The following is a 25,923-nucleotide window of genomic DNA, read 5'->3' on the forward strand; positions in this document are numbered from 1 at the left end:
CCCCTGAAGGGGTGACATTAGCAAAGTGTTCTGCTATTCGATAAGCGGCGCGGCTCGGGGGGATCGCGCGCCTTCACTGTGCAATGGAGCTTGCCATGAGTGGTCCCGAATTCCAGGCGCGTGCCCGCGCCGTCCAGCAGAACCTTCTCCTCGTTCAGCAGCTGCGCGACAGCGGCAATGACACCGAGGCAGATCGACTTCAGGAGACGTATCACGCACGAGAGATGTCTGGGCTCGCCGCCGACGTCTACCTTTCCGCAAAAGGCGACGGTGCACCGCCGGTGGGCTGGTCGCGTGCCAGCGAGGATCCCGCCGCGCTGCGCGCCGCGGGTATCAACCTGGAAGACGATGAAATCCGTGACCTCTTGCAGCCATTGCAGTCCGGGTTCCGTGCAGAGATCTACCTGCCCGACAAGTCCGTGCTCGGTGAGGGGGCGAAGCCGGTCGTGGTCTATAAGGGCTCGACGGGCGAAATCATCGACCCGTCTGCACCGGGAGGGCGACGCGAGTCTGGCGGCGAAGACTTCCTCAACAACGGGCAGCAGGGCATCGGTATGCGTAGTGACTACTACGATCGCGCGATGCGGCTCGCAGTGACCATCAATCGTGAGATTCCAGAGGGTTTCGAAATCGCAGGCCACTCCCTCGGCGGCGGCATGGCCTCTGCGGCCTCGGCCGTGACCGGCGCGCGTGCGACCACTTTCAATGCGGCTGGCCTGCATCCGGATACCGCTTCACGCTACGCCAAGGACAACGGTCTGCCCGCCTTCAATCCGCAGCAGACCGTGCACACCTACCAGACTAGCGGTGAGGTGCTCAACGATGTGCAGAACGGGATGCAGCGCCTCAACGAACAGCAGCGCCACGCCTACGGACTGCTGGCGAACGAAGCCAGCATGCTGATGCGCGAACCGCTGATGCAGGCCAAGGTGGCCGAGAAGATGCGCGAGATGCTGCCGCCCGGTGCGCAGACCGCAGCCGCGCAGTTCGTCGAACAGCTGGCTACCAAGCCGGGCTACGAGGCCCTTCGCGACATCCCGGTGGCGGCGGGGCGGATGGAACTGGTGCTCGATCCGAAGACCTACGACGCCCAGGACCGACTGGTGGATCGCGCGCGTACCGACGCGCCCAGCCAGGTGGCCGAGCTGGCCGGCCCGTTGTCCAAGGTGCTGCACTCGGCCGCGCATGGAATGCACAACGGGCGGGTGGTGGGCGAAGTGGTGGAGAAGGGCGGCGCAACCGCAGCCCACGTCCTTGACCGCACCGGCGACGCCGTGGAGCAGGTGGCCCGGGCGCAGGGCATGGTGGTTGGCCGGGTGGTCGACATGGGCTCGGCCACGCTGCAGGTGGGCACCAAAGCCACCACCACGGTGTATGCGGAGGGCCGCGAGCTGACCGGGATGATCGCGTCCACGGCACATCGCGTGGAATCGCGCGCGCAGTCGGGCGTTCTGTCTGTGGCCTCATGGGGCGCCGGCAAGCTGGGGTTTGAGAGCACTGCCAAGGATCTCGACAGCCGCGCCGATGCCGTGCACGCGGCAGGCCAGGCGCGTGCCACCGCCGCCAGCCGTGACGCCCTAGAAGACGCCGATGCCGCGCGCGCCGCGGGCCAGCGCACTGCCGACAACATCGACCGGAACGGCCAGTGGGTCGCCGGCAAGCTGCAGAACGGGTACGCGACGGCCGGCGCCTATGTCGACCAGGGCTATGACATTGCGGCGCACCACATCAGGAACACCACGGCGCAGGCACCGGCGGTGTTCGCCTCGGTGGGTGGGGCCGTCGCGGGCCTACGCGGCGCGGCCGCTACCTACGTGCCCACGGCGCTGACGCCACAGAACATCGGCAACATCGTTGAAACCAAACGGTTGGTAGACAGCATCGGGCCGGCGTTTGGCGAGGCCGTGCAGCGCCACGGGATGAAGGAAACCGTCATTCCCAGCCTGGACGCCGAGCTCATCAAGCAGGAGGCGCACGCGCGCACGCTGCTGGAACAGCACGAACGCATCCAGCACCCGGCGGAGAAGCACGCGGCCATCGCCGCCGAACCCTCCACGCTGGTGGTCGGCATCAACGATCCCGGCCACAGGCAGTACCACATGTTCCAGGGTGCGCAGTCCGGGATACATGGCATCGACGCGGCCCACAATCGTGTGCCCGACCTGCAGAGCGATCAGCTGGCCGGTGCGCTGGCGGCCAAGGCCACGCAGGAAGGCCTGGAGCGGATTGAGCGGGTGGTACTCAGCGAAGACCGCACCCGCGTCTTCGCCGTCGATACCCAGGACCTGGCCTCGGTACATCGACAGTTCGCCCAGGTGGACGTGGCGGCCGGCCGCCAGCAGCCGCTCAGCGTGAGCACCGAGCAGGTGGCCGAGGTCAACCGCCAGCAGGAGCGCACCGTGGCGGCCCCGGCGCTGGTCGCCGACCTGGGTGCCGAACAGCGCGAGCAGGAGCAGCAGGCCGCGCGCCGCATCGGCTGACGCCTCTGGCCCTGTTGGCGGCTGAACCGCCTGCAGGGCCGGGTTTGCCCTGCACGGGCGGGTTCCATCCGGCACCGCCAATGCGGTACAGTCCCCGGGTGTCCATTCTGACGACCCCGCATACCCTTTCTTCCGCTCGCCGTTGGTGGCGATGGTGGCCTGTTGCCGTCGTCCGTCCCGCCACCGCCGTTTCCCGGAAGGAAAGTCGTCTTGATCACGCTCGAGCAGTTCCAGCAGCAGGCCGCTGAAGGCCACACCCGCATCCCCGTCGTCCGCGAAGTGCTGTCCGACCTGGACACGCCGCTTTCGGTCTATCTGAAGCTCGCCGACGGCCCGCACACCTATCTGTTCGAATCGGTCGAAGGCGGCGAGCGCTTCGGGCGCTACTCCATCATCGGCCTGCCGGCGCGGCGCGTGTATGCGTTCCATGGGCACACCTTGACCGTCAGCGAAGCCGGCCAGGTGGTCGAAACCCGCGAAGTGGCCGACCCGTTCACCGAGGTCGAGGCGCTGCGCAGCGCCCATTCGGTGCCGAAGCTGGCGGGGCTGCCGGGCTTCACCGGCGGCCTGGTCGGCTGGTTCGGGTTCGAGTGCATCGGCTACATCGAACCGCGCCTGGCCCCGCCGCGCGGTCGCGACGAGCTGGGCACCCCGGACATCCTGCTGCTGCATTCCGAAGACCTGGCGGTGTTCGACAACCTCAAGGGCCGCCTGTACCTGATCGTGCACGCCGACCCCGGCCAGCCCGGCGCATGGGACGACGCGCAGGCGCGCCTGGACACGCTGGTGGCCAAGCTGCGCGCGCCGGGTGCGGGCTATCCGGCGCCGATCACCCGCGACGTGCTGGACGAAAACGACTTCGTTTCCGGCTTCACCCGCGAAGGCTTCATTGCCGCGGTGGACAAGTCCAAGGAGTACATCCGTGCCGGCGACATCTTCCAGGTGGTGCTCAGCCAGCGCCTGAGCGTGCCGTTCAAGGCGCGCCCGGTGGATGTGTACCGCGCGCTGCGTGCGCTCAACCCGTCGCCGTACATGTATTTCCTCGACACCGGCGAGGTGCAGGTGGTCGGCTCCTCGCCGGAAATCCTGGTGCGCCTGCAGGACGGTGAAGTCACCGTGCGCCCGATCGCCGGCACCCGTCCGCGTGGCGCCACGGTGGAAGAAGACAACGCACTCGAAGCCGAGCTGCTGGCCGACCCGAAGGAACGCGCCGAGCACCTGATGCTGATCGATCTCGGCCGCAATGATGCCGGCCGCGTTTCAAAGGCGGGCACGGTGGAGGTGGGCGAGCAGTTCGTGATCGAACGCTACAGCCACGTCATGCACATCGTCAGCGAAGTCACCGGGCAGCTGCAGCCGGGCCTGAGTTATGCCGACGTGCTGCGCGCCACCTTCCCGGCCGGCACCGTCAGCGGCGCGCCGAAGATCCGCGCGCTCGAAGTGATCCGCGAGCTGGAGCCGATCAAGCGCAACGTGTACGCCGGCAGCATTGGCTACATCGGCTGGCATGGCGACGCCGACACCGCCATCGCGATCCGCACCGCGGTGATCAAGGACGGCCGCCTGCACGTGCAGGCCGGCGCCGGCATCGTCTACGACTCGGACCCGGGCAAGGAATGGGACGAGACCATGAACAAGGGCCGCGCCCTGTTCCGCGCTGTAGCCCAGGCCGCCAAGGGCCTCTGACCAGGAAATTCCGATGTTGTGGATGATCGACAACTACGACAGCTTCACCTACAACCTCGTGCAGTACCTGCAGACGCTGGGTGCCGAGGTGAAGGTGGTGCGCAACGATGCGATGAGCGTGGACGAGATTGCCGCGCAGAAGCCTGAGCGCATCGTCATCTCGCCCGGCCCGTGCACGCCCAATGAAGCGGGCGTGTCGCTGGAGCTGATCCAGCGGCTCGGGCCGACCACGCCGATCCTCGGCGTATGCCTGGGCCACCAGGGCATCGGCCAGGTCTATGGCGGCGACGTGATCCGTGCCGGCACCATCATGCATGGCAAGACCTCGCCGATCCGGCATGAAGGCAAGGGCGTGTTCGCCGGCCTGCCGGACCGCTACCAGGCCACCCGTTACCACTCGCTGGTGGTGGACAAGACGACGCTGCCGGCGTGCCTGGAAGTGACCGCATGGACCGAGAACGACGACGGTTCCATGGAAGAAATCATGGGCCTGCGCCATCGCGAGTTCCCGGTCGAAGGCGTGCAGTTCCACCCCGAGTCGATCCTGACCGAGCACGGCCACGCCCTGCTGAAGAACTTCCTGCAAGGAACCCGCGCATGACCTTCACCCCCCACGAAGCGTTGCAGCGGACCATCGAACATCGCGAAATCTTCTTCGACGAAATGGTCGACCTGATGCGCCAGGTGATGCGCGGCGAGGTCTCGCCGGTGATGACCGCGGCGATCCTCACCGGCCTGCGGGTCAAGAAGGAAACGGTCGGCGAGATTGCCGGGGCGGCCACTGTGATGCGTGAGCTGGCCCTGGCAGTACCGGTGCAGGACAAGTCGCACCTGATCGACATCGTCGGTACCGGCGGCGATGGCTCGCACACCTTCAACATTTCCACCTGCGCCATGTTCGTGGTCGCCGCGGCCGGTGCGCGGGTCGCCAAGCACGGCAACCGCAGCGTGTCGTCCAAGTCCGGCAGCGCCGACGCGGTTGAAGCATTGGGCGCGGCGATCGAACTGCAGCCGGAACAGGTTGCCCGCGCGATTGCAGAGACCGGCATCGGCTTCATGTTCGCGCCGATGCACCACCCGGCGATGAAGGTGGTGGCGCCGGTCCGCCGCGAGATGGGCGTGCGCACCATCTTCAATATCCTGGGCCCGCTGACCAATCCGGTCGGTGCCACCAACGTGCTGATGGGCGTGTTCCATCCAGACCTGGTCGGCATCCAGGCGCGCGTGCTGCGCGAGCTGGGCGCCGAGCGTGCCATGGTGGTGTGGGGCCGCGACAACATGGACGAGATCTCGCTGGGCGCTGGCACGCTGGTCGGCGAACTGCGCGACGGCAAGGTTCGCGAGTACGAGATCCACCCGGAAGATTTCGGCATTGCCATGTCGGCCAGCCGAAACCTCAAGGTGAGTGGGCCGGAAGAATCCATTGCGATGCTGCGGGGGGTGCTCGACAACCAACCCGGCCCGGCGCTGGACATCGTGGCGCTCAACGCCGGCGCGGCGCTGTACGTGGCGGGCGTGGCCAGCAGCATTGCCGACGGCCTGGCCCGCGCCCGCGCCGCCATTGCCGACGGCAGCGCCCGCCAGCGCATGCATGACTACGTGGACGCCACCCGGCGCATCCGCACGGCGGGCTGAGCCCGCCTTCACGCAGCACCCGTGGCTGGCCGATAATGGCCGGCCTGAAGGACCCCGAACGACATGAGCGACAAGAGCGACATCCTCGAGACCATCCTGGCCCGCAAGGCCGTTGAAGTGGCCGAGCGCCGTGCCCGGGTTCCGCTGGAAGCACTGCAGGCGCGCCTGGCTGCGGCGCCGCCGGTGCGTGGCTTCGCCGATGCGCTGCGCGCCTCGATCGCGGCCGGCAATCCGGCGGTGATCGCGGAAGTGAAGAAGGCCAGCCCTTCCAAGGGCGTGATCCGCCCGGACTTCCACCCGGCCGACATCGCGGTGAGCTATGAGTTCGGTGGCGCCAGCTGCCTGTCGGTACTGACCGACGTGGACTTCTTCCAGGGCGACGACGCCTACCTCCAGCAGGCGCGCGACGCATGCACGCTGCCGGTGCTGCGCAAGGATTTCGTGATCGACGCCTACCAGGTGGTCGAAGCGCGCGTGCTCGGTGCCGACTGCATCCTGCTGATCGTGGCTGCGCTGGAGGACCGACAGCTGGCCGAGCTGTCGGACCTGGCGATGCAGCTGGGCATGGACGTGCTGGTGGAAGTGCACGATATCGACGAACTGGAGCGTGCCATCCAGGTGCCGGTGCCGCTGATCGGCATCAACAACCGCAACCTGCGCACCTTCGAGGTGTCGCTGCAGACCACCCTGGAGATGCGCCAGGCGGTGCCGCGCGACCGCCTGCTGGTGACCGAAAGCGGCATCCTCGGGGTCGACGACGTGACCCTGATGCGCAACGCCGGGGTGCATGCCTTCCTGGTCGGCGAGGCCTTCATGCGGGTCGAAGAGCCCGGCGAGGGCCTGCGTCAGCTATTCTTCAGCGCATGACAGCGAACTACCCGACTCCGCATGACGACGCGCCGCTGGTGGTCTTCGACTTCGACCACACCCTGTACGACGGCGACTCCGGCAGCCATCTGTTCGCCTCGCTGATCAAGCGCAATCCGCTGCGGCTGCTGGCCGCACTGCTGGTGACGCCGGTCGCCGGGCCGCTGGTGGCGATGCTGCCCACGCGCCGTACCGGCATTTCGGTCTATGTATGGATCGCCACCTTCGGCCTGCACCGTGCGCGTGAATTCAATCGCGTGATCGACGCCTACGTGCTCAAGCATGAGGCCCAGCTGCGCGCCAAGCTGCTGCCGCAGGCGCTGCAGGTGTTCGCCGAACATCGTGCCAAGGGCGACCGCGTGGTGGTGGCGACCGGCGCACCGCCTGAGCTGGCCCGCGCGATCCTGGCCTTCGTCGCCCACCAGGGCGTGCCGGTGATCGGCAGCGAAGTGGGGCCGCGCCTGGGCGCCGTTGGCGCCACCCGGCACTGCCACAACGAAGAGAAGATGCGCATGCTGCGCGAGCGTGGCTACGGCGACATCGACGTGGCCTATTCGGACAGCACCGCCGACCTGCCGCTGCTGCTGGCCGCGAAAGAGCCGGTGGTGGTGAACCCGAAGGTGTCCAAGGTCGCGTACTTCCGCCAGGTGCTCAAGCCCGGCACCCGCATCCTCAACTGGGGTTGCGTGGATCGCGGTGGCGACCGGGGTTAACCCAACCACCCTTTCAAGGCATGGCCGATCTGGAACAGGCTGATCGACAGCACCAGCACGCCCACGGCGACCAGCACCCAGCGCTCCTTGACCCGCTTCACCAGCACGGCCGCCAGCGGGGCGGCCATCATGCCGCCGATCAGCAGGCCGGCCACGATGTTCAGGTACTGCAGGCCCATCGACAGCAGGAACGTGATCGACACCGCCAGGGTCACCACGAACTCGGCGGCATTGACCGTGCCGATGGTGGTGCGCGCCTGACCGCCGCGGGCGAGCAGGGTGGAGGTGGCGACCGGACCCCAGCCGCCGCCGCCGCTGGCGTCCAGCAGCCCGGCGAAGAAGCCCAGCACAGGCACCCGCTTCACTTCCTGGCGCGGCACCAGCCGCCCGGCCGCGCGCAGCAGGATGAACACCGCAAGCACCAGCAGGTAGCCATAGATGAAGGGGCGTATCGCCTCACCAGGCAGCTGGGTCAGTACGTAGGCGCCGACCACGCCGCCGACCGCGCCCGGCAACGCCAGGCGCAGGAACAGCCGCTTGTCCACGTTGCCCGCCACCAGGTGCGACACACCGGAGGCGCCTGTCGTGAACACCTCGGCGGTATGCACGCTTGCGCTGACCGCCGCCGGCGGGATGCCCATGCTGAGCATCACCGACGAGGACACCAGCCCGAACGCCATCCCCAGCGCGCCGTCGACCAGCTGCGCGCCGAGGCCGATCAGGATGAACCAGTAGAATTCGCTGCCGGGTGCCATGCATTCAGCCTACCGGCACCCCGTGAAGGGCGCTGTCATGCCCTGCCATGCGGCCGGCCGTGGGCCGGCAACCGGAATCAGCGCGTCCCGTACAGGACAACGGTCTTGCCGCGGGCGTGCAGCAGCCCGTCGCTCTGCAGCTTCTTGAGCACCCGCCCGGCCATTTCACGCGAACACCCCACCAGCCGCGCCAGCTCCTGGCGGGACACGCGCAGCTGGGTGCCCTGCGGGTGGCTCATGGCTTCGGGCTCACGGGCCAGGTCATGCAGGGTGCGCACGATGCGGTCGGTGACGTCCAGGAAGGCCAGCCGGCTGGCCTTGCGGCTGGTGTCCAGCAGGCGCTTGGAGACCTGCTGGCCCAGCGCGTAGAGCAGGCGCGGGGCGTCGGTGGAGAGCGGCCCCAGGAACAGCTGGTGCAACCGCTCGTAGCTGATCTCGGCCAGCTCGCACGGGGTGCGGGTGCGCAGGATCACCTCGCGGCGCTCGGTTTCCACGAACAGGCCCATCTCGCCCACGAACTCGCCCGAGCCGAAGTAGCCCAGCACCAGCTCACGATCGTCATCTTCTTCAGCAATTATGGAAACGGAACCGCTGATGACGTAGTACAGGGTCCCGGCGGGGTCTCCGGGACGGAAAACATCGGTGCGGCCTGGGTAGCGGCGTCGGTGGCTGTGGGCCAGAAAGCGATCTATGGTGGCGATGTCCAGGGCCAATGGACTCGTGGCAAGGCGCACAGATGACACGTTGAGGCGCTCCCTTTGCTCATGAACAATTCACGGCTATGTGCCGCGAGCTTAACGATCAGGGTTGTGAAGGGCAAACCCCAACACAGCAACTTGTTTCAATGCAAGTTTCGCCCTCGATCAGTTTGCCCCATAATTGTTCCTTTCCCACCACACACAGGATCGACCGCCGTGGTCAAGCCGTTGCCTCGCCTGAGGTTGCAGGGTTTCAACAACCTCACCAAGGCGCTGAGCTTCAACATCTATGACGTGTGTTACGCGCGCACCGAAGAGGAGCGTCAGCGTTACATTGAATACATCGATGAAGAGTACAACGCCGACAGGCTGACTCAAATCTTGACCGATGTCGCCGAGATCATCGGCGCCAACATCCTGAACGTGGCCCGCCAGGACTACGACCCGCAGGGTGCCTCGGTGACCATCCTGATCTCCGAAGAACCGGTGATCGACAAGAAGCAGGCCGGCAAGGAGCTGATCTCCGACGCCGTGGTCGCGCACATGGACAAGTCGCACATCACCGTGCACACCTATCCGGAAACGCACCCGCAGGAAGGTATCGCCACCTTCCGCGCCGACATCGACGTGGCCACCTGCGGCGTCATTTCGCCGTTGAAGGCGTTGAACTACCTGATCGAAAGCCTCGAGTCGGACATCGTGATCATGGACTACCGCGTCCGTGGCTTCACCCGCGATGTGAAGGGCAAGAAGCACTACATCGATCACAAGATCAACTCGATCCAGAACTTCCTGGCCAAGAACATCAAGTCGCGTTACGAGATGTTCGACGTCAACGTGTACCAGGAAAACATCTTCCACACGAAGATGCACCTGAAGGACTTCGACCTGGACCAGTACCTGTTCGAAGAGAAGGCCAAGAACATCTCGTTCAAGGAGCGCATGAAGATCGAAGCGCTGCTCAAGCGTGAGATCGAAGAGCTGTTCCACGGGCGCAACCTGTCCGAGTAATACACCGCGACACCCGCCTGGGCCTGGCCCGGGCGGTGCTGCACAAGGCGGGACGTCCCGCCCTGTGGAACATCTGTTTTGCGCAGAGTTGTTGTTCCACGGCAAGCTACCGACGACGGTCCGGTGTGAAGACACCGGGCCGTTTTGTTTTTGTTTAGGAGGCACTCCCCATGCCCTGGATCTACCTGCTGCTCGCTGGCCTGTTCGAAATCGGCTTCGCCCTTGGCCTGAAATACAGCGACGGCTTCAGCAAGCCCTGGCCGACCGTGGCCACCATCATCTCTGCAGGCATCAGCCTTTACCTGCTCACCCAGGCCCTGCGCACCATCCCCGTGGGCACCGGCTATGCGATCTGGACCGGCATCGGCGCGCTCGGCGTGGCGATCCTGGGCATCTTCCTGTTCGGCGACAGCGCGTCGGCGCCGCGGTTGGCGTGCATCGGCCTGATCGTGGCCGGCGTCATCGGTTTGAAGCTGGTTTCCGGTTGACCGTCGAGCCGGGCAGAGCCCGGCTCTACATCGCGCGCTACAACCGGTACGCGATGGTCTTCATGGCCTTGGAGGCCAGCGCCATCACGCCCGGGATCGGGAACGGCAGCTTGCGCGCGCCGGCATGCTCGGCGTGGTCGGCATGGCGGGCTTCATCGATCTTCATCACCTTGAGGATCTCGCGGCTGCGCTGGTCGGCCGGGGGCAGGGTGTCGAGGTGTTCGTCCAGATGGGCTTCCACCTGGCGCTCGGTTTCGACCACGAAGCCGAGGTTCCAGCCGTCTCCGCGCAGGCCGGCCAGGGTGCCGATGGTGTAGCTGCCCGCATACCAGATCGGGTTGAACAGGCTGGGCCGGCTGTCCAGCTCGCGCAGGCGCTGCGCGCACCAGGCCAGGTGGTCGGTCTCTTCCTGGGCCGCCTCGAGCAGGTGGGCGCGGGTCTGCGGCTCCTGCGCCACGGCGGCCTGGCCGAAGTACAGGCCCTGGGCGCAGACCTCGCCCACGTGGTTGATCCGCATCAGCCCGGCCGCATGGCGGCGCTCGGTGCGGGCCATCGGGGCCTCATCGGTGGCTTCCGCCGGATAGGGCCGGCTGGCCGGCGGGTTGCCGAACACCGTGTCCAGGGCGCGCTGGGCCTCGGTCAGCAGGTGGTCGAGCGGGGTGATCTGGCGGTTCGCGGTCATGCGGGCAGGCATCGCGGCGGCGGGGGAGGTCCCATTCTCGCCCATTTGCATGTCGGCAGGAGGCCCGGTACAATCCCGCCTCTTCACAACGCGTGGCAGAGTTCCGGCCGCTCCATGGCCGCAATGAGCCCGACCTACCTGAGTTCTTTCATGAGCACTTTCACTGCAAAGTCCGAGACCGTCCAGCGCGACTGGTATCTCGTCGACGCCTCCGGCAAGACGCTGGGCCGTCTGTCCACCGAGCTGGCCCGCCGTCTGCGCGGCAAGCACAAGCCGGTCTACACCCCCCACGTTGATACCGGTGATTACCTCGTTGTCATCAATGCAGAAAAGATTGCCGTCACTGGCAACAAGCTGCAGGACAAGCTGTACCACCGCTTCACTGGCTATATCGGCAACCTGAAGACCGAAACCCTGGCCCAGGCGCTCGAGCGCCACCCGGAACGCGTCATCGAAACCGCCGTCAAGGGCATGCTGCCGAAGGGCCCGCTGGGCCGCGCCATGTACCGCAAGCTCAAGGTGTACTCGGGTTCCGAGCACCCGCACGCCGCTCAGCAGCCCCAGGTTCTGGATATCTAATCATGGCTATCACTCAAAACTACGGCACCGGCCGCCGCAAGTCCTCCACCGCCCGCGTGTTCCTGCGCAAGGGCGCCGGCAACATCACCGTCAACGGTCGTCCGCTGGACGAGTTCTTTGGCCGTGAGACCGCACGCATGATCGTGCGTCAGCCGCTGGAACTGACCAAGAACACCGAATCGTTCGACGTCATGGTCACCGCCGCTGGCGGCGGCACCACCGGCCAGGCCGGTGCGATCCGTCTGGGCATCGCCCGTGCTCTGGTCGAGTACGACGAAACCCTGAAGTCCGAGCTGCGCAAGGCCGGCTTCATGACCCGTGACGCCCGTGAAGTCGAGCGTAAGAAGGTCGGCCTGCACAAGGCACGTCGCGCCACCCAGTTCTCCAAGCGCTGATCCATCGCGCCTGGCGTGGGATCCTTCGGGATCCCGCTGGGAGGAAGCAAAAGCCCGGCTTCGGCCGGGCTTTTGTCGTTTCAGTGCGACCAACCGGGCTCAGGTCGCGCCCGGTTCGCCCTTGGCCTTGCTGCGCGGCCAATAGCCGCCACCCCGCTTGGGTGCGGGCGCGCGCTTGCGCGGTCGATCGTGCCCGGCCGCATTGCCGGGCATCCAGGCTTCCTGTGCAGACCTGGGCATCGAATCCACGCCGGTACCGGCCACGCCGCGGGCCAGTGGTGCCAGGTGGCGCAACGCGCGCGCATAGACGCCGCGCTTGAACATCACCACGTGTTCCACCGGGTACCAGAAGTCGACCCAGCGCCACTGGTCGAACTCGGGGCTGTCGGTGTGGTCCAGTTTCACGTGCGATTCGTCGCCGGACAGGCGCAGCAGGAACCAGACCTGCTTCTGGCCGATGCAGACCTGCTTCTCGTTGCGGCGGATGGCCCGGGCCGGCAGCCGATAGCGCAGCCAGCCCGGCGTCGCCCCCAGCACTTCCACGTGCTCAGGCAACAGGCCGGTTTCTTCATGCAACTCGCGATACATGGCTTCGACAGGCGTCTCGTCGGTGTTCATGCCACCCTGCGGGAACTGCCAGCCGTCCCGGCGCACACGTCGTGCCCAGAACACCTGGCCGTCCTGCCGCATCAGCACAATGCCGACGTTCGGTCGATAGCCGTCCGGATCGATCACGATGCGGACTCCTAAGAAAATCTACTGGTCAGGACTATCCCATGCCCTCTGTCGGCCCACAAGCACGACACAAAAGTGTTGACAGGGTCGATACACATCCGCAGAATAGCGGGCTCACCAAGGCTATGTAGCTCAGCCGGTTAGAGCACAGCACTCATAATGCTGGGGTCGGTGGTTCGAGTCCACCCATAGCCACCACACTGAAAATCAAGTTGTTTTTCAGTGTGAAAAGTGAGAAAATAGTTGCACGTTTTGCCCCGTCGCCAAGCGGTAAGGCACCTGACTCTGACTCAGGCATTCGGTGGTTCGAATCCATCCGGGGCAGCCAAATACGAAAAAAGACCGATCGAAAGATCGGTCTTTTTTTTTTGCGCCTGAACGGGCCGGCTGAACCGTATCGAGAATGGTTCATGTGCGGAATTGACAACCATTCGCGTTTCGATTGGAATAGCCAAAGGCCGATTCCGGCCTGTCTGCCAGCCGAGTTCGAACGTGTACGTCTGCATCTGCAACGGGGTTACCGACCACCAGATCCGCGAAGCCGCCCTGAGCGGTGTCGCCAGCGTGTCCGAGCTGACCATGCGCACCGGCTGCGGCGCCACCTGCGGCTCCTGCCTGGACATGGCCGCCGACCTGCTGGCCAAGGCCCGTAACACCCATGACCTGCCGTTGCCCGTGCTGGGTCTGGCCCAGGTTGCCTGACGATACCCGGACCCACATCCCGCCGAAAAGCGATAGCGATCATGATTCGCGTTCCCTCATTGTTTTCGGGGACGCGCTACAGTGCCCGCGTTTTCACGCTGCAGGAGCACGGTCATGAAGGGCGACGCCAAGGTCATCGAATTCCTCAACAAGGTCCTCTACAACGAGCTGACCGCGATCAACCAGTACTTCCTGCACGCCAAGATGCTGAAGAACTGGGGTCTGAAGGAACTGTCCGAGCACGAGTACAAGGAATCGATCGAGGAGATGAAGCACGCGGACGTGCTCTCCGATCGCATCCTGTTCCTTGAAGGCCTGCCGAACTTCCAGGCGCTGGGCAAGCTGCGCATCGGCGAGAACCCCACCGAGATCCTGCAGTGCGACCTGGCGCTGGAACGCGAAGGCGTGGTCACCCTGCGCGAAGCGGTGGCGTATGCCGATTCGGTTGCCGACTACGTCAGCCGCCAGCTGTTCGTGAAGATCCTCGACAACGAGGAAGAGCACATCGACTGGCTGGAAACCCAGCTGGAGCTGATCGAGCGCATCGGCGAGCCGAACTACCTGCTCACCAAGCTGGAAGAGTGATTCAGCGCAGCTCGCTGGCGCGCACGCTGGCCTGGTAGCCGGCCAGCGCCAGCCGCGCACGCGCGTACTCGGCAATCAGCAGCGCCACGGCCACGGCCGGGCGCTCCAGCGTGCCGGCGCGGGCGTCGTGTTCAATCCGACGCGCCGCTACCGAGAGCGCCATCGCCCCCACGTTCGCACTCGCCGACTTCAGGCTGTGCGCGAGCGCCCGCAGCCGTTCCAGGTCGGCCTCCACCGAGGCATCCTGCAACTGGCGGATCAGCGGCGGGGTGTCTTCCAGGAACACGCCGATGATGGTCGCGATCTCCGCGCCGATCACCTCCTGCAGCTCGTCCAGCACCTCCGCGTCCAGCACTGCGGGGCTGGGCTCGTCGCTGCTGTCCAGCAGCGCAGGCGCCATCACTGGCGACAGGGGCAGCGGCAGCGGCGGCGGCGGCGGACTCGGAACAGGCTCGGGCGACGGCGCAGCCGCCCGCACATTGCGTGCGTCGGCAGCGTTGTCTTCCATTCGGAACTGCCAGCGCAGCAGGCAGGCCTGCAGCGATTCGCGGTTGACCGGTTTGGACAGGTAGTCGTCCATGCCGGCCTGCAGGCAGCGCTCGCGGTCACCGGCCATGGCATTGGCGGTCATCGCCACGATCGGCAGGCGCGTGCGGCCCTGCGCGGCTTCCTGCTCGCGCCAGCGGCGGGTGGCGCTGTAGCCGTCCAGCACCGGCATCTGGCAGTCCATCAACACCAGGTCGAAGGTCTGACGCTGCAGCTGCGCCAGGCCTTGCTCGCCGTCGTTGGCGGTGGTGACGGTGCAGCCCAGCACCTGCAGCAGGCGCTGGGCGACCAGCAGGTTGGTGCTGTTGTCTTCCACCAGCAGCAGGCGCAGGCCGAGCTGCGGGGCTTCGACCGGGCCGGTGTACGGCTCGACGCTGGCCAGCAGCGGTGCCGGGCGCGCGCTGACCTGTGCGGGGCGCAGCAGCGCATGCAGCAGCGTCTCGTCGGTGTCGCGCGGCAGGGTCTGGGTGTTCTCGCGCAGCAGGGCCGCCAGCGGTTCGTCGCCCTGCAGCCACAGCAGGCGCGGGGTTGGCGTGCGGGCGTCGTGCAGGACCGCGCGATGCAGCGCGGTCGCACCGTGGCGCAGCGCATGCGTATCGGCAATCACCCAGACCAGGTCCGGTTCGATCCCCGGGCGCACTGGCGCGCGCAGGATATCCAGCGCGGCCGAGGCGCTGTCCACCGTGTGCAGGCGGATGTCGTGATGCTGCAGCACGCGCTGCAGGCGTTGCACCAGCAGCGGGTCTTCGCTGATCAGCAACGCGCGGGTGGTGGCCGGTACGGCGGGCAGGTCACCGGCCACCTTGAGCAGCGGGATTTCGAACCAGAACGTGGCGCCGTGGCGCGGCGTCGAACTCACCCCGATCTGGCCGTGCATCAGGTCGATGATGCGCTTGCAGATCGCCAGGCCCAGGCCGGTGCCACCATAGATGCGCGTGGTCGAAGCGTCGGCCTGGCTGAAGGACTGGAACAGCCGTGCCTGCTGCGTGCCGTCGATGCCGATGCCGGTGTCGATCACTTCGAAACGCAGCTGGTGTTCGCTGCCGGTCTCGCCGAGGCGGGTGACCTTCAGGCGGATCTGGCCGCGCTCGGTGAACTTGATCGCATTGACCATCAGGTTGCCCAGCACCTGGCGCAACCGCACCGGGTCGCCGCGCACCGACAGCCGCACTGCCGGGTCCAGTTCCAGCGAGACCGCCAGGCCCTTGGCCTCGGCACTGCGCTGCATGAGCTGGACGATCCCTTCGAGCAGCTCGCGCAGGTTGAAGGTGGTGATCTCCAGGTCCAGGCCCTTGGCCTCCAGACGGGAGTAATCGAGGATGTCGTCCACGATCCGCAGCAGCTGCTGCGAGCTGACCGTGGCAGTGGCCAGCATCTGGCGCTGGTCGGTACCGAGCTGGCCGCGCGCGATCAGGTCGAGCATCGGCAGGATGCCGTTGAGCGGGGTGCGGATCTCGTGGCTCATGGTGGCCAGGAACTCGCCCTTGGCCAACGCGGCCGCTTCGGCAGCCTGTTTGGCCTGCAGCAGTTCGCGCTCGAGCATGTCCTGTTGCTGCACGGCACGCTGCAGGTGGTCGCGCTCGCCGGCCAGCGCCTCGCTGCGCCGCTGCCCCTGCGCCAGCTGGGCCTGCAGCTCGCGCCAGCGGCCCACCGCGACCAGCGCCGCGATCACGGCGGCTGCAGCAGTACCGGCGGCAATCGCCGGCCACGGTCCGTTGGCGCCGGCCAGCGCCATCCCGCTGGCGGTGGCCGCCAGCGCGGCGGCAATCGCCGCCAGCCAGAGTGCAAAGGGAACCCGTCCTTGGGTCGTCATGCTCAGAGCACCGCGTTGTGGAAGTCGAAGTTCAGTTCGCTTCCGGCCGACTGCACCATGTTGCCCTGGATGAAATCGACTCCGCCCATCCACATCGCCGCTGCGGCCTGGGGATCTTCGATCTGCTGGCCGATGATCATCGCCCCGGCACGGTGCGCGGCATCAATGGCCGCGCGCAGCTCATCGCGGGTCTGCTGGTTGGCATGGCTGCTGGAGAATCGCGCGGCCATGCGTACGAACGCCAGCGGCAACTGGTTCAACAGCGCGTTGGCTTCGCCACCGGGTTCGAACTGGCTCAGGCAGAAGCGCACTCCGGCCGCGCTCATGCGCGTGCAGAACTGCTGCAGGGTCACGGTGTGGATCAGCGCGTCGGGAAGACGCACGTCGATCACCAGCGCACTGCCGGGCAGGTTGCGCTGCTGCAGCGTTTCCAGCAGCCAGTCGGCGAAGGCGTCGCGGGCCAGGGTGCGCAGCGACTGCGACACGAACAGGCTCAGCGGCTGGGTCGCGTGCTGGTACAGATCGAGCAGGCCCAGCGCGTGGTCCAGCACCTGCTGGTCGAGGTCGGCGATGCGCCCGGCCGCTTCGGCGGCGGGAATCACCTGCCCGGCGTTGAGCACGCTGCCGTCGGCCTGGCGCAGGCGCAGCAGCACCTGGTACTGCGCGGTGTTGCCACCGGCGACCGCGACGATCGGCTGATAGGCCGGTTCGAGCTGCCCTTCGAGCATCGCCAGGTGTTCCTGCGCGGCCACATCTTCCCGGCGCACGTGCGCGGCCACTCCGGACGGCAGCAGGCGCGCCTGCAGCGTGGTGCGTTCCACCGCTTCCAGCGCGGTACCGGCATCGCTGAAACCGCCGGACAGCTGCGCATGACCAACCACGCCGCGCAGGTGCACCGACTCTTCGTCGCGGATCACGAACGCGCGTGCGGACAGCTCGTCGCGCAGCTGGTGCGCCATGCTGTCCAGAGTTTCCTCGTCCAGTCCGCGTCCCAGTACCAGGAAGCTGTTGTCGTTCAAGCGCGCCAGCAGGTGCGGATGCGCGTTGTCGGCCAGCCGCTGCGCGGCCTGCACCATCAGGCGCTCGAACGCGGCATAGCCATAGCGTTCGCGCAGGCCCAGCGCGCTGGCCACTTCGATGAAGAACAGGCCACCGTGCTCGCCGTGTGTCAGCGCACCGGACAGCTGCTGCATCACATGGTGGCGGGTCGGCAGGCCGGTCTCGGGATTGTTCATCGCCGGGGCGCCCCGGGCACCCGGCTGCATCGCCGCCTGTGCACGGGCGCGGCGGATCCGGTTGGAGACCGCTGCGATCAGGTGGCGTGGGCGGATCGGCTTGCTCAGGAAATCGTCGGCACCGCTGTCGAGCACTTCGAACTGGCGCTCCGGGTCGGGGTCGCCGCTGAGGAACACGATCGGCAGCAGCTGCTGGCCCGGCTGCTGGCGGATCAGCGCGGTCAGGCGCATGCCGTCCAGGCCCGGCAGGTGCAGGTCCATCAGGATCAGGTCGGGGCGTTGCTCGGTGATCACCTGCTGCACGCCTTCGGCTTCGCTGTGCACGATCGCTTCCATGCCGGCGCCATGCAGCACGCTCTGTGCGAACAGCGCCTGCGAACGATCGTCTTCGACGATCAGCACGCGGTAGGGAGCCTCGCTGCCCAGGGGCAGCTGCGCGCCGTCGTCCTGCCCCTGGGTGGGCGGCAGCGCGGGCGGCGTCGGCGCGGCGGGCGCGGCCGTGCCGGCATTGAGCGGCACCACGTTGCTGGGCGCGCGCGCCGCAGCGGCGGCCTCCGCACTGGCCCAGCGCTGCCAATGGTCGGCGGGCGGGGTCTCGGCGCGGGTGGCGCGGGTGGATGCAACAGCGTTGTCTTGGACGGCCATCAGTACTCCCTGTCTGCGGCGCAATTATGCGGTATCGCGGGTGGCGGGATCGCGACTGGCCGGTTGCCGCAGCAACCAGCGCATGCCCTTCCACAGCGTGCGCCAGACCAGCCAGACCACCAGCGCGCCGATCAGGCTGCAGGCGACCACCACCACCAGCGCCAGCCACGGATGGGCCAGCGCCAGTGCCAGCCCGCCCACCACTACGGTGTCTTCAGCGGCCGAGGCCACCCAGTTGCTGGCCGGCTCGGGCGAGGTGTTGAGCAGCGCGCGGGTGCCGGACTTCAGCCCATGGCTGGCCAGCGCCACCCCGGCCCCGGCGGCCAGCGACGTGGCGCTGAGCTCGCCGTCGGGCGACAGCGTGGCGGCGGCCAGGAAGGCACCGGCCGGCACCCGGGCCAGGGTCTGGACCAGGTCCCAGGCGGAGTCCACCCCGGGAATCTTGTCGGCCACGAATTCGGTCGCGGCCAGCGCCGCCGAGGTGCCCAGCACCCACCACGACTCGGTGGCCTGCAGGGCCGGCGGCAGGTCGACCCAGCCGAGCAGGCCGGCCAGGCCAACGCCGAACACGGTCAGGTAGACGCGGATGCCGGCCAGCCAGGCCAGCAGGATGCCGATCACGAACAGGTGGGCCTCGGTCATGCCAGGCGCTCCGGCGTCAAAGTGTGCACAGGCCCACACTATCGGGGATGACGTGCCTGAACGCTACTGCCCGGGGAGGGGGGAAGGGCGAAAAATGTGCCACCCGTGACTTACACTAGGGAGTCGCTCTTTCCGACAGGGGTTGTGTCGGTATCGCCCAGCCGGTGGTACCGCCCTATTCGCCATGAACAATCCGACACCGTCCCGCGTCCAGATCCGGCGCCCCGGCACCCCGGTGGCCCCCGATCGCCGCCGCCTGATGATCCTGGCCGGCATCTGGCTGGCCAGTCTGGTCCTGGCCGTGCTGCTGGGTCGTTGGCTGGGCAGCCCCGGTGGCGACGTCGGCCGCCAGTTGGAGGCCGCGCAGGCACGTGCTGAAACGCTGCAGAAGCAGGTCACCGAACTGACGCAGAGCCAGGCCACCCTGCAGGCCTCGGACCGGATCAGCCGCGCCGCCAACAACGAGGTGCAGACCTCGCTGGGCGAACGTGACGAGGAAATCGCCGGCCTGCGCGCCGACGTGGCGTTCTACGAACGGCTGGTCGGTGCGACCAGCCAGCGCAAGGGCCTGAACACCCATTCCATCGAGTTTTCGCCCGAAGCGGGCGGCACCTGGCAGTACGCGGTGGTGCTGACCCAGAACCTGAACCGTGGCGCGATCAGCCAGGGCCAGATGCGCTTCACGGTGGAAGGCGTCAAGGACGGCAAGTTGACCTCGGTCAGCTGGGACGAGCTGCACCAACGCACCAAGGTGCCGGGCCAGGAGTATTCCTTCCGGTACTTCCAGCAGCTCACCGGCAGCGTCATGTTGCCAAAAGACTTCACCCCGCAACGCGTGCGGGTCACGCTGGGAACCGGCGCAGGGGGCGCCACCCAGGTATTCGACTGGAAGCAGGCCGGCGCACCGGCTGCACCAGCAATGGCAGAAAAAGGGGAGTAAACCCATGTTTGGCAGCAACAAGTCCAACCGCGACGGGCATCTGGTCGTGGACGCGCTGATTGGCGCGCAGGTGGTGATCCGCGGGGACGTGGAATTCAGCGGTGGCCTGTACGTGGAAGGCACCATCCTGGGCAAAGTGATCGCCCAGGACGGCGCCACCAACGCCACCATTACCCTGGCCGAACAGGGCAGCATTGAAGGCGAGATCCGTGCCCACGTGGTGGTGCTCAGCGGCCGCCTGGACGGCGACGTGCACGCCAGCGAGCGGGTCGAGCTGACCCCCAGCGCCCGCGTCACCGGCAACATCCATTACCAGGTGGTGGAAATGAACGCCGGCGCGCAGCTGACCGGCCGACTGATCCATGGCGCGGCGCAGATGGCGCTGCCGCCGCCGGCGGGAGAGCCCGAAGCGGTCAAGGAAGGCAACGCCCGGAAGAAGCTCGCCGACGCCATGGCCTGAATGCCGGGCGCTTGAAAGCGTGCCCATGCGCCCCCATGCTGGGTGCATGAGCACGCTTGTTTCCCTGCCCGGCGCCCCTGCCGCCGCGCCGAACTACCAATCGCTGGACCGTCCGCTGAACTTCACCGAGGCCGCTGCGGCCAAGGTCAAGGAACTGATCCAGGACGAAGCCAGCGATTCGCTGGCCCTGCGCGTCTACATCCAGGGCGGTGGCTGCTCCGGTTTCCAGTACGGCTTCGAGTTCGACGAGAACCGCGCCGACGACGACCTGGCCGTGGACACCAACGGCGTGACCCTGCTGGTCGATCCGCTCAGCCTGCAGTATCTGATGGGCGCCGAGGTGGACTACACCGAAAGCCTGACCGGCGCGCAGTTCGTGATCCGCAATCCGAACGCGAAGACCACCTGCGGCTGCGGCAGCAGTTTCAGCATGTGACTTGCTGTTCCGGTTGAATAGCGGCAGGCTTTGCGGATGTCCAACATCTCCCTGCCGCTGGCCGGTTTTGCATTCACCACCGATCCCCTTGAACGCGCCGACACGATGCGCGACGACGCCGAAGCGTTGTTGCAGTTGTGGCCACAGGCGCATCTGCTGGTCATTGACCCCGATGGCCGCGCGCTGGCCGGCGACGACGGCCAGCCGCTGGTGCTGACCGGTGCCGAGGTCGGAGGCGGTCCCGGCACTGCGATCTTCCTGGGCCTTCGCGGCCAGCAGGCATGGTTCTCGGTGGAATCGGCTGCGGTGGATGCCACCGCCCCGCAGCGGGTGGACCTGCGTGAGTCCGCCACCACCTGGTCGGCCGCCGATGCCAGCGCCTTCTGCTATGCACGCGGCATGTCGTACTGGCAGTCGCGCACGCGCTTCTGCGGTGTGTGCGGTGGCGCCGTGGCCTTCACCCGGGGCGGCTTCATCGGCCGCTGCGCCAAATGCAACACCGAACACTATCCGCGGGTCGACCCGGCGGTGATCGTAGCCGTGGAAAACAACGGTCGGCTGCTGCTCGGCCGACAGGCCAACTGGGCGCCGCGCCGCTACTCGGTGCTGGCCGGGTTCGTCGAACCGGGCGAATCGCTGGAACAGACCGTGGTCCGCGAAGTGTTCGAGGAGAGCAAGGTGCGGGTGCGGCACTGCCAGTATCTGGGCACCCAGCCGTGGCCGTTCCCGGGCGCCTTGATGCTCGGTTTCAGCGCTACTGCCGAAGACGACATCCCGACCGTGAACGGCGAGCTCGAAGACGCGCGCTGGTTCACCGCCGAAGAGGTGGGCGCGGCGTTGGCCCGGGACATCGAGGACGACGGACAGGGGATCCGCCTGTCGCCGCCGATCTCGATTTCGCGCAGCCTGATCGAACATTGGTACCGCCGCCAGGTCGGCTGAGCCGGGGCAAAGCGTTGCCGCTGCCTGAACACGGGGCGGCGTACATTACCTGTGGCCCCGGGGAATGGCCGGGGCGCACGGCATAGTAGCGGCCAGAAACCGAACGGAGGCAGTCATGTTCACCACCCTGGTCGCAGTCCTGGTCGCCCTGGCCCTGGGCCATGTCGCGCCTGCCGCGGCAGTGGCGCTGCGTCGGTTCGGCCTCTACCGGCGCTGGCTGCAGTGGCTGCACGCACATGCCCCGGAGGCCGGTGTCTGGCGCGGGCGACACGGGTGGGTACTGGCGCTGCTGCCGTTCGTGGTGGGCCTGGCGCTGGTGCAATGGCTGTTCCACGACCGCCTGTTCGGTTTGCCGTCGCTGTTGCTGGGCATCGCCACCCTCGTGATCTGCTGGGGCCCGCGCGACCTGGACCGCGACGTGGAGGCGGTGATCGACGCCGACGACGCGCACACCCGGCACGCGGCCATCGGCCAGCTGCAATCGGCCGGCGGCAGCCTGCACGAAGACGTGCCGTCGCTGGTCGAGGCGACCGTGCTCAACGCACTGCGGCGCTGGTTCGCGGTGCTGTTCTGGTTCCTGCTGCTGGGCCCGGTCGGGGCGCTGGCATACCGGCTGCTGGCGCTGCTCGCGGTCGGTCCGATGCGTTCGCTGGCCGACGTGGAAACCGTGGTGGGCGCGCGCCAGGTGCTGTCATGGCTGGAGTGGCCGGTGGCGCAGCTGATGTCGCTGTCGATGGCGCTGGTCGGCAATTTCGACACCGCATTCAAGGCGTGGCGCGACGCGCACGGCAACCGCTGGGTGGAGTCGACCGACTTCCTGGGCGCGGTCGCACGCGCCAGTGTCAGCGCCGAACTGCGCGAAGACGCACACGATTACAGCGATGCAGGCATGGTGCCGGTATGGCGCCGCCTGCCGGAGCTGCGCGATGCCATGAGCCTGGTATGGCGCATGCTGCTGCTGTGGATGGCCGCCCTCGCTCTGCTGGTGATCGCCGGCTGGGTGACCTGAAACGCGCCCCCCGGTAGCGCCGGCCGTTGGCCGGCCCAAGGGGTCTATCCTGCGCCAGGCGCCAATACGGTGAACGGATACCAAGGCAGGTTCCGCATCACCGCATACCCCACCAACAGCACCAACCAGAAGGTGGGATTGGCCAACACCCGCATCAACGGGTCCAGCCCACGCATGCGCACGCCCGCGTTGTTGAGCAGCATCAACAACAGGAACGGCAGCGAGATCACCAGCAGCGGATTCATCGCCATCGCACCAGCCAAGTCCAGGTGCACCAGCGAATACAGGCAGCGCGTGCTGCCGCAGCCAGGGCAGTAGATCCCGGTCAACGCATACAACGGGCACCCCGGCAGCGGACTGTTCGCGGCATACGGGCTGACATGGCGCAGCACCACGGCCGCGCCGGCGGCGAGGCCGGCACTGACCGCCAGCGGCGCCCAGCGCGACAGAACGGAACGGGACGGCATCGTCATGACGGCAGAACGGCCCGAGCCGAACACCCCGCAGGGGCGCCGGACCGGGCCGTCCAGAGTGCGATCAGTAGTTGCCGCCGCTCATCGCGCCGCCAATGCCCATCACCATCACCAGGACGATGTACAGGACGATGCCGACGACGCCGATGATGGCCGACCACATGGCCCACTTCTTGGCCTTGTCCGACGATTCCTGGGCACCGGCGATATCACCGGCGGCCAGCTTGCCGTTGACCTGCGCGGCGAACACGATCGAGACGATGCCGGCCGGCAGGCAGCAGAACAGGGTGGTCAGGATGGCCCAGACCAGGTTGTTGGGGACTTGCGGGGCAGTGGCGTTCATCGAGGAAGCTCCATTTTCAAGGGTGGGTTGAACGAAAGGTGTTTCAGAGTTCGGAAAGAGCGCCCAGCGCGGCAATGCCGCCGAACAGACCAAACCACAACAGCAGCAGGACCGGTAACGCCAGTGCAGACGCCCATGCCCAGCCCGCAGCCTTGCGCGACGCGGCGTAAGCACCGGCCACGTCGCCGGCCGCGCGGCGGCCATCGACCTGGGCGGCATACACGATCGACACCACGCCCAGCGGCAGGCAGCAGAACAGCGTGGTCAGGATCGCCCACACAAGATTGTTGGGAACGACTACACCCGACGGGGTCGGTGGCGGCAGATGATTCAAGTACGGCTCCATTCCATTGGTTGTCCTTGGCATCTCCCAACGCCAATGGACACCCCCTATGGGCGGTAATCTAACCGAAGTTCCGGCGGATGTATGCGTTTACATGCCGACGTATTGGGATTTTTCCCATGCGGGCACGAACGGAAACGGGCCGCATGCGGCCCGTTGCTTGCACGATCCGGCGTGTTTTGGCGGTTTTAGCCTTGATCGCCGCGCAGTGCGCGGACCTGCGCCTCCAGGCCTTCCGCCGTCGCGGTGGCACCGTCCACCGGCGTCCCGGCGATCACTTCGATGTGCGCACGCAGCCGACGCGGTACCCGCATCCGACCCAGGCGGCTGTCGCGCCGGCTCCACATGCTGGCCCACATGCCCCGCAATGCCATGGGCACCACCGGGACCGGCCGACGTTCCAGGATCTTTTCAACGCCCGACTTGAACGCGGCCATTTCGCCGTCGCGGGTGAGTGCGCCTTCGGGGAAGATGCAGACCAGCTCACCTTCGGCGAGCGCCCGGTCCACTTCGTCGAACGCGGCCTGCATCAGCGCCGGATCCTCGCGGGCGCCGGCGATCGGAATCGCCTTGGCGGTGCGGAAGATCCAGCGCATCACCGGGATGTTGAAGATCTTGTAGTACATGACGAACCGCACCGGGCGCGGGATCGTCGCCGACAGGATCAGCGCGTCCATGTAGCTGACGTGGTTGCACACGATCAACGCTGCGCCTTCGTCGGGCACGTTCGCCTCGATGCCGTGCGGACGCAACCGGTACAGGAAGCGCACCATCACCCAGCTGAGGAAGCGCATCAGGAATTCGGGAACGATGGTGAAGATGTAGATCGACACCACGGCATTGGCGATGGCCAACGCCAGGAACAGCTGCGGGATGGTCCAGTGCAGGAACTTCTGGGTGGCCAGCGCGATCATGGCGGCGGCCACGATGAAGCCGGAGTTCTGGATGTTGAGCGCGGCGAACACGCGCGACATCTCCGACTTCGGCGTGCGGCTCTGGATCAGCGCGAACAGCGGCACGACGAAGAAGCCGGTGAACAGGCCGATGCCGACCAGATCGACGATGATGCGCACGCTGCCCGGCGCTGCGACGAACGCGGCCACGCCCAGTCCGGCGCTGGTGGCGGTGCCGGCCCGCGCGAAATACAGGTCGAGCATGAAGGCGGTCATGCCGAACGCGCCCAGCGGCACCAGGCCGATTTCCACGGTGCGCCCGGACAGCTTTTCGCAGAGCAGCGAGCCGACCCCGGTGCCGATGGAGAACAACGCCAGCGCGAAGATGTACAGGGTGGGTTCGCCGCCGAGGTTGACCACCGCGTAGGTGGGCAGCTGCGAGGTGAGCATGGTGCCGACGAACCAGAACCAGGACACGCCCAGGATGGCGTTGGCGACGGCCTTCTGCTTTTTGGCCAGGCGCAGTACCGCGAGCGATTCGGGAATCGGGTTCCAGTTGATCTTCAGGTCCGGCGCGCCCGCGTCGACCTTGGGGATCATGCGCGCGGTGATGTTGCCGGCGATGGCCAGGCCGATCACCGCGGTGGCGGCCACGATCGGGCCGAAGCTGCCGGCCAGGGTGAAGATGATGCCGCCGCTGATCATGCCGGTGAGGATCGACATGGAGGTGCCCATCTCGACCAGGCCGTTGCCGCCGGTAAGTTCTTCCGGCTTGAGTACCGAGGGCAGCACGGAGTACTTCACCGGGCCGAACAGGGTGGACTGCAGGCCGGTGCAGAACAGCGCCACCAGAAGCACGGGCATGCTCTGGGTGAGGAAGCCGACCGCCGCGAGCGACATGATCGCGATCTCCATGGTGGTGGTGATCACGATCAGGCGCGATTTTTCCAGCTTCTCGGCGATCTGTCCGGCCAGGGCGGAGAACAGGAAGTAGGGCAGGATGAAGATGGCCGGGGCCAGCGTGGTGTACAGCGACTGCTCTTCCTGACTGACGCCGAGGTAGAACAGCAGGCCGATGATGGCCTGGCGGTACACGTTGTCGTTGAAGGCCCCCAACGACTGGACGATGAAGAAAGGCAGGAAGCGGCGCTGGCGGAGCAGGGCGAACTGACTGTGGCCGGACATGGAGTCT

At 66.9% G+C, this 25,923-nt stretch carries 27 protein-coding genes, 2 tRNA genes and 1 pseudogene; 19 read left to right on the plus strand and 11 right to left on the minus strand.

The features are described 5' to 3' along the window. The first annotated feature begins 95 nt into the window (after positions 1-95). From RYM47_RS01195 to RYM47_RS01220, 6 genes are all read left to right on the plus strand, one after another. Positions 96-2,480, plus strand: a complete 2,385-nt coding sequence (locus RYM47_RS01195; RefSeq protein ID WP_315385515.1) for an XVIPCD domain-containing protein — start codon at positions 96-98, stop codon at positions 2,478-2,480. 210 nt (positions 2,481-2,690) lie between these two features. After that, positions 2,691-4,166 (plus strand): anthranilate synthase component I, encoded by a 1,476-nt coding sequence (gene trpE / locus RYM47_RS01200; RefSeq protein ID WP_315385516.1) that lies wholly within the window; start codon positions 2,691-2,693, stop codon positions 4,164-4,166. A 13-nt stretch (positions 4,167-4,179) separates the two neighbouring features. Continuing rightward, positions 4,180-4,767: an aminodeoxychorismate/anthranilate synthase component II gene (locus RYM47_RS01205; protein WP_315385517.1), complete on the plus strand. Its 588-nt coding sequence runs from the start codon at positions 4,180-4,182 to the stop codon at positions 4,765-4,767. After that, the gene (gene trpD, locus RYM47_RS01210) at positions 4,764-5,801 is read left to right on the plus strand and encodes an anthranilate phosphoribosyltransferase (RefSeq protein WP_315385519.1); all 1,038 of its coding nucleotides are present in this window, start codon (positions 4,764-4,766) and stop codon (positions 5,799-5,801) included. The genes RYM47_RS01205 and trpD overlap by 4 nt, the downstream gene beginning before the upstream one ends. A gap of 63 nt (positions 5,802-5,864) precedes the next feature. Further along, positions 5,865-6,668, plus strand: coding sequence for an indole-3-glycerol phosphate synthase TrpC (trpC, locus tag RYM47_RS01215; protein WP_315385521.1), 804 nt, complete (start codon positions 5,865-5,867; stop codon positions 6,666-6,668). Then, positions 6,665-7,381 (plus strand): haloacid dehalogenase-like hydrolase, encoded by a 717-nt coding sequence (locus RYM47_RS01220; protein ID WP_315385523.1) that lies wholly within the window; start codon positions 6,665-6,667, stop codon positions 7,379-7,381. The genes trpC and RYM47_RS01220 overlap by 4 nt, the downstream gene beginning before the upstream one ends. Here RYM47_RS01220 and RYM47_RS01225 read toward each other — a convergent pair. Continuing rightward, the gene (locus RYM47_RS01225) at positions 7,378-8,136 is read right to left on the minus strand and encodes a sulfite exporter TauE/SafE family protein (RefSeq protein ID WP_315385525.1); all 759 of its coding nucleotides are present in this window, start codon (positions 8,134-8,136) and stop codon (positions 7,378-7,380) included. The two genes, RYM47_RS01220 and RYM47_RS01225, sit on opposite strands and share 4 nt — an antisense overlap. Positions 8,137-8,213: 77 nt before the next feature. Then, positions 8,214-8,879, minus strand: a complete 666-nt coding sequence (crp, locus tag RYM47_RS01230; protein WP_315385526.1) for a cAMP-activated global transcriptional regulator CRP — start codon at positions 8,877-8,879, stop codon at positions 8,214-8,216. Between the two features lie 171 nt (positions 8,880-9,050). Between crp and speD the strand changes: the two genes are divergently transcribed. Further along, positions 9,051-9,845: an adenosylmethionine decarboxylase gene (gene speD / locus RYM47_RS01235; RefSeq protein WP_315385527.1), complete on the plus strand. Its 795-nt coding sequence runs from the start codon at positions 9,051-9,053 to the stop codon at positions 9,843-9,845. 170 nt (positions 9,846-10,015) lie between these two features. Then, positions 10,016-10,333, plus strand: a complete 318-nt coding sequence (locus RYM47_RS01240) for a multidrug efflux SMR transporter (protein WP_315385528.1) — start codon at positions 10,016-10,018, stop codon at positions 10,331-10,333. A gap of 37 nt (positions 10,334-10,370) precedes the next feature. Here the strand turns inward: RYM47_RS01240 and coq7 are convergent, their stop codons facing one another. Next, the gene (gene coq7 / locus RYM47_RS01245; protein WP_315385529.1) at positions 10,371-11,015 is read right to left on the minus strand and encodes a 2-polyprenyl-3-methyl-6-methoxy-1,4-benzoquinone monooxygenase; all 645 of its coding nucleotides are present in this window, start codon (positions 11,013-11,015) and stop codon (positions 10,371-10,373) included. Positions 11,016-11,165: 150 nt separating this feature from the next. Between coq7 and rplM the strand changes: the two genes are divergently transcribed. Beyond that, on the plus strand, positions 11,166-11,594 hold the full coding sequence (gene rplM, locus RYM47_RS01250; RefSeq protein ID WP_017354548.1) for a 50S ribosomal protein L13: 429 nt from the start codon (positions 11,166-11,168) through the stop codon (positions 11,592-11,594). Between the two features lie 2 nt (positions 11,595-11,596). Then, positions 11,597-11,989 (plus strand): 30S ribosomal protein S9, encoded by a 393-nt coding sequence (gene rpsI / locus RYM47_RS01255; protein ID WP_315385530.1) that lies wholly within the window; start codon positions 11,597-11,599, stop codon positions 11,987-11,989. A gap of 99 nt (positions 11,990-12,088) precedes the next feature. Here the strand turns inward: rpsI and RYM47_RS01260 are convergent, their stop codons facing one another. Further along, complete coding sequence (locus RYM47_RS01260) at positions 12,089-12,724, minus strand: RNA pyrophosphohydrolase (protein WP_315385531.1); 636 nt, start codon at positions 12,722-12,724, stop codon at positions 12,089-12,091. Positions 12,725-12,845: 121 nt separating this feature from the next. On the opposite strand from RYM47_RS01260, the gene RYM47_RS01265 reads away from it, so the two are divergent. The 4 genes from RYM47_RS01265 (at position 12,846) to bfr (ending at position 14,011) form a co-directional block, all read left to right on the plus strand. Further along, positions 12,846-12,922: transfer RNA gene (locus tag RYM47_RS01265), tRNA-Met, on the plus strand. A gap of 55 nt (positions 12,923-12,977) precedes the next feature. Continuing rightward, positions 12,978-13,052: transfer RNA gene (locus RYM47_RS01270), tRNA-Gln, on the plus strand. A gap of 164 nt (positions 13,053-13,216) precedes the next feature. Then, positions 13,217-13,426, plus strand: a complete 210-nt coding sequence (locus RYM47_RS01275; protein ID WP_313345311.1) for a bacterioferritin-associated ferredoxin — start codon at positions 13,217-13,219, stop codon at positions 13,424-13,426. A gap of 114 nt (positions 13,427-13,540) precedes the next feature. Beyond that, positions 13,541-14,011 (plus strand): bacterioferritin, encoded by a 471-nt coding sequence (gene bfr, locus RYM47_RS01280; protein WP_070209597.1) that lies wholly within the window; start codon positions 13,541-13,543, stop codon positions 14,009-14,011. A 1-nt stretch (position 14,012) separates the two neighbouring features. On the opposite strand, the gene RYM47_RS01285 is transcribed toward bfr, so the two are convergent. From RYM47_RS01285 to RYM47_RS01295, 3 genes are read right to left on the minus strand one after another with little or no spacing between them, the layout of a single operon-like run. Further along, positions 14,013-16,334, minus strand: a complete 2,322-nt coding sequence (locus tag RYM47_RS01285) for an ATP-binding protein (RefSeq protein ID WP_315385598.1) — start codon at positions 16,332-16,334, stop codon at positions 14,013-14,015. A 38-nt stretch (positions 16,335-16,372) separates the two neighbouring features. Further along, on the minus strand, positions 16,373-18,250 hold the full coding sequence (locus tag RYM47_RS01290; protein WP_315385536.1) for an EAL domain-containing protein: 1,878 nt from the start codon (positions 18,248-18,250) through the stop codon (positions 16,373-16,375). Positions 18,251-18,274: 24 nt separating this feature from the next. Beyond that, positions 18,275-18,892, minus strand: a complete 618-nt coding sequence (locus RYM47_RS01295; RefSeq protein ID WP_315385538.1) for a DUF4126 domain-containing protein — start codon at positions 18,890-18,892, stop codon at positions 18,275-18,277. Between the two features lie 184 nt (positions 18,893-19,076). Between RYM47_RS01295 and RYM47_RS01300 the strand changes: the two genes are divergently transcribed. The 5 genes and pseudogenes from RYM47_RS01300 (at position 19,077) to ampE (ending at position 22,679) form a co-directional block, all read left to right on the plus strand. Then, positions 19,077-19,832, plus strand: a complete 756-nt coding sequence (locus RYM47_RS01300; protein ID WP_315385540.1) for a DUF6776 family protein — start codon at positions 19,077-19,079, stop codon at positions 19,830-19,832. Positions 19,833-19,836: 4 nt separating this feature from the next. After that, positions 19,837-20,196 (plus strand): annotated as a pseudogene (locus RYM47_RS01305) (polymer-forming cytoskeletal protein); the annotation flags it as partial. Positions 20,197-20,338: 142 nt separating this feature from the next. Continuing rightward, positions 20,339-20,728, plus strand: coding sequence for an iron-sulfur cluster insertion protein ErpA (erpA, locus tag RYM47_RS01310; RefSeq protein ID WP_070208511.1), 390 nt, complete (start codon positions 20,339-20,341; stop codon positions 20,726-20,728). A 36-nt stretch (positions 20,729-20,764) separates the two neighbouring features. Continuing rightward, on the plus strand, positions 20,765-21,670 hold the full coding sequence (gene nudC, locus RYM47_RS01315; RefSeq protein ID WP_315385544.1) for an NAD(+) diphosphatase: 906 nt from the start codon (positions 20,765-20,767) through the stop codon (positions 21,668-21,670). A 115-nt stretch (positions 21,671-21,785) separates the two neighbouring features. Further along, entirely contained in the window at positions 21,786-22,679 is an 894-nt protein-coding gene (gene ampE / locus RYM47_RS01320) for a regulatory signaling modulator protein AmpE (protein ID WP_315385545.1), read from the plus strand. 44 nt (positions 22,680-22,723) lie between these two features. Here the strand turns inward: ampE and RYM47_RS01325 are convergent, their stop codons facing one another. From RYM47_RS01325 to RYM47_RS01340, 4 genes are all read right to left on the minus strand, one after another. Then, a complete protein-coding gene (locus RYM47_RS01325; RefSeq protein ID WP_315385547.1) occupies positions 22,724-23,152 on the minus strand; it encodes a DUF2752 domain-containing protein in 429 nt (142 codons plus the stop codon). Between the two features lie 64 nt (positions 23,153-23,216). Then, a complete protein-coding gene (locus RYM47_RS01330; RefSeq protein ID WP_070208515.1) occupies positions 23,217-23,495 on the minus strand; it encodes a CD225/dispanin family protein in 279 nt (92 codons plus the stop codon). 43 nt (positions 23,496-23,538) lie between these two features. After that, positions 23,539-23,820, minus strand: coding sequence for a CD225/dispanin family protein (locus RYM47_RS01335; RefSeq protein ID WP_246233529.1), 282 nt, complete (start codon positions 23,818-23,820; stop codon positions 23,539-23,541). A gap of 206 nt (positions 23,821-24,026) precedes the next feature. Further along, positions 24,027-25,916, minus strand: coding sequence for an MFS transporter (locus RYM47_RS01340; protein ID WP_315385549.1), 1,890 nt, complete (start codon positions 25,914-25,916; stop codon positions 24,027-24,029). Between the last annotated feature and the right edge of the window lie 7 nt (positions 25,917-25,923).

Source organism: uncultured Stenotrophomonas sp. (assembly GCF_963519125.1).
In the GTDB taxonomy this organism is placed as follows: Bacteria; Pseudomonadota; Gammaproteobacteria; order Xanthomonadales; family Xanthomonadaceae; genus Stenotrophomonas.

Bases quoted from the DNA above. Each gene is read 5' to 3' on its own strand.
- RYM47_RS01195 (WP_315385515.1), top strand. From the start codon at position 96: ATGAGTGGTCCCGAATTCCAGGCGCGTGCCCGCGCCGTCCAGCAGAAC.
- RYM47_RS01205 (WP_315385517.1), top strand. From the start codon at position 4,180: ATGTTGTGGATGATCGACAACTACGACAGCTTCACCTACAACCTCGTG.
- trpD (WP_315385519.1), top strand. From the start codon at position 4,764: ATGACCTTCACCCCCCACGAAGCGTTGCAGCGGACCATCGAACATCGC.
- trpC (WP_315385521.1), top strand. From the start codon at position 5,865: ATGAGCGACAAGAGCGACATCCTCGAGACCATCCTGGCCCGCAAGGCC.
- RYM47_RS01220 (WP_315385523.1), top strand. From the start codon at position 6,665: ATGACAGCGAACTACCCGACTCCGCATGACGACGCGCCGCTGGTGGTC.
- RYM47_RS01225 (WP_315385525.1), bottom strand. From the start codon at position 8,136: ATGGCACCCGGCAGCGAATTCTACTGGTTCATCCTGATCGGCCTCGGC.
- RYM47_RS01240 (WP_315385528.1), top strand. From the start codon at position 10,016: ATGCCCTGGATCTACCTGCTGCTCGCTGGCCTGTTCGAAATCGGCTTC.
- coq7 (WP_315385529.1), bottom strand. From the start codon at position 11,015: ATGACCGCGAACCGCCAGATCACCCCGCTCGACCACCTGCTGACCGAG.
- rplM (WP_017354548.1), top strand. From the start codon at position 11,166: ATGAGCACTTTCACTGCAAAGTCCGAGACCGTCCAGCGCGACTGGTAT.
- rpsI (WP_315385530.1), top strand. From the start codon at position 11,597: ATGGCTATCACTCAAAACTACGGCACCGGCCGCCGCAAGTCCTCCACC.
- bfr (WP_070209597.1), top strand. From the start codon at position 13,541: ATGAAGGGCGACGCCAAGGTCATCGAATTCCTCAACAAGGTCCTCTAC.
- RYM47_RS01290 (WP_315385536.1), bottom strand. From the start codon at position 18,250: ATGGCCGTCCAAGACAACGCTGTTGCATCCACCCGCGCCACCCGCGCC.
- RYM47_RS01295 (WP_315385538.1), bottom strand. From the start codon at position 18,892: ATGACCGAGGCCCACCTGTTCGTGATCGGCATCCTGCTGGCCTGGCTG.
- RYM47_RS01300 (WP_315385540.1), top strand. From the start codon at position 19,077: ATGAACAATCCGACACCGTCCCGCGTCCAGATCCGGCGCCCCGGCACC.
- erpA (WP_070208511.1), top strand. From the start codon at position 20,339: ATGAGCACGCTTGTTTCCCTGCCCGGCGCCCCTGCCGCCGCGCCGAAC.
- nudC (WP_315385544.1), top strand. From the start codon at position 20,765: ATGTCCAACATCTCCCTGCCGCTGGCCGGTTTTGCATTCACCACCGAT.
- ampE (WP_315385545.1), top strand. From the start codon at position 21,786: ATGTTCACCACCCTGGTCGCAGTCCTGGTCGCCCTGGCCCTGGGCCAT.
- RYM47_RS01325 (WP_315385547.1), bottom strand. From the start codon at position 23,152: ATGACGATGCCGTCCCGTTCCGTTCTGTCGCGCTGGGCGCCGCTGGCG.
- RYM47_RS01330 (WP_070208515.1), bottom strand. From the start codon at position 23,495: ATGAACGCCACTGCCCCGCAAGTCCCCAACAACCTGGTCTGGGCCATC.
- RYM47_RS01340 (WP_315385549.1), bottom strand. From the start codon at position 25,916: ATGTCCGGCCACAGTCAGTTCGCCCTGCTCCGCCAGCGCCGCTTCCTG.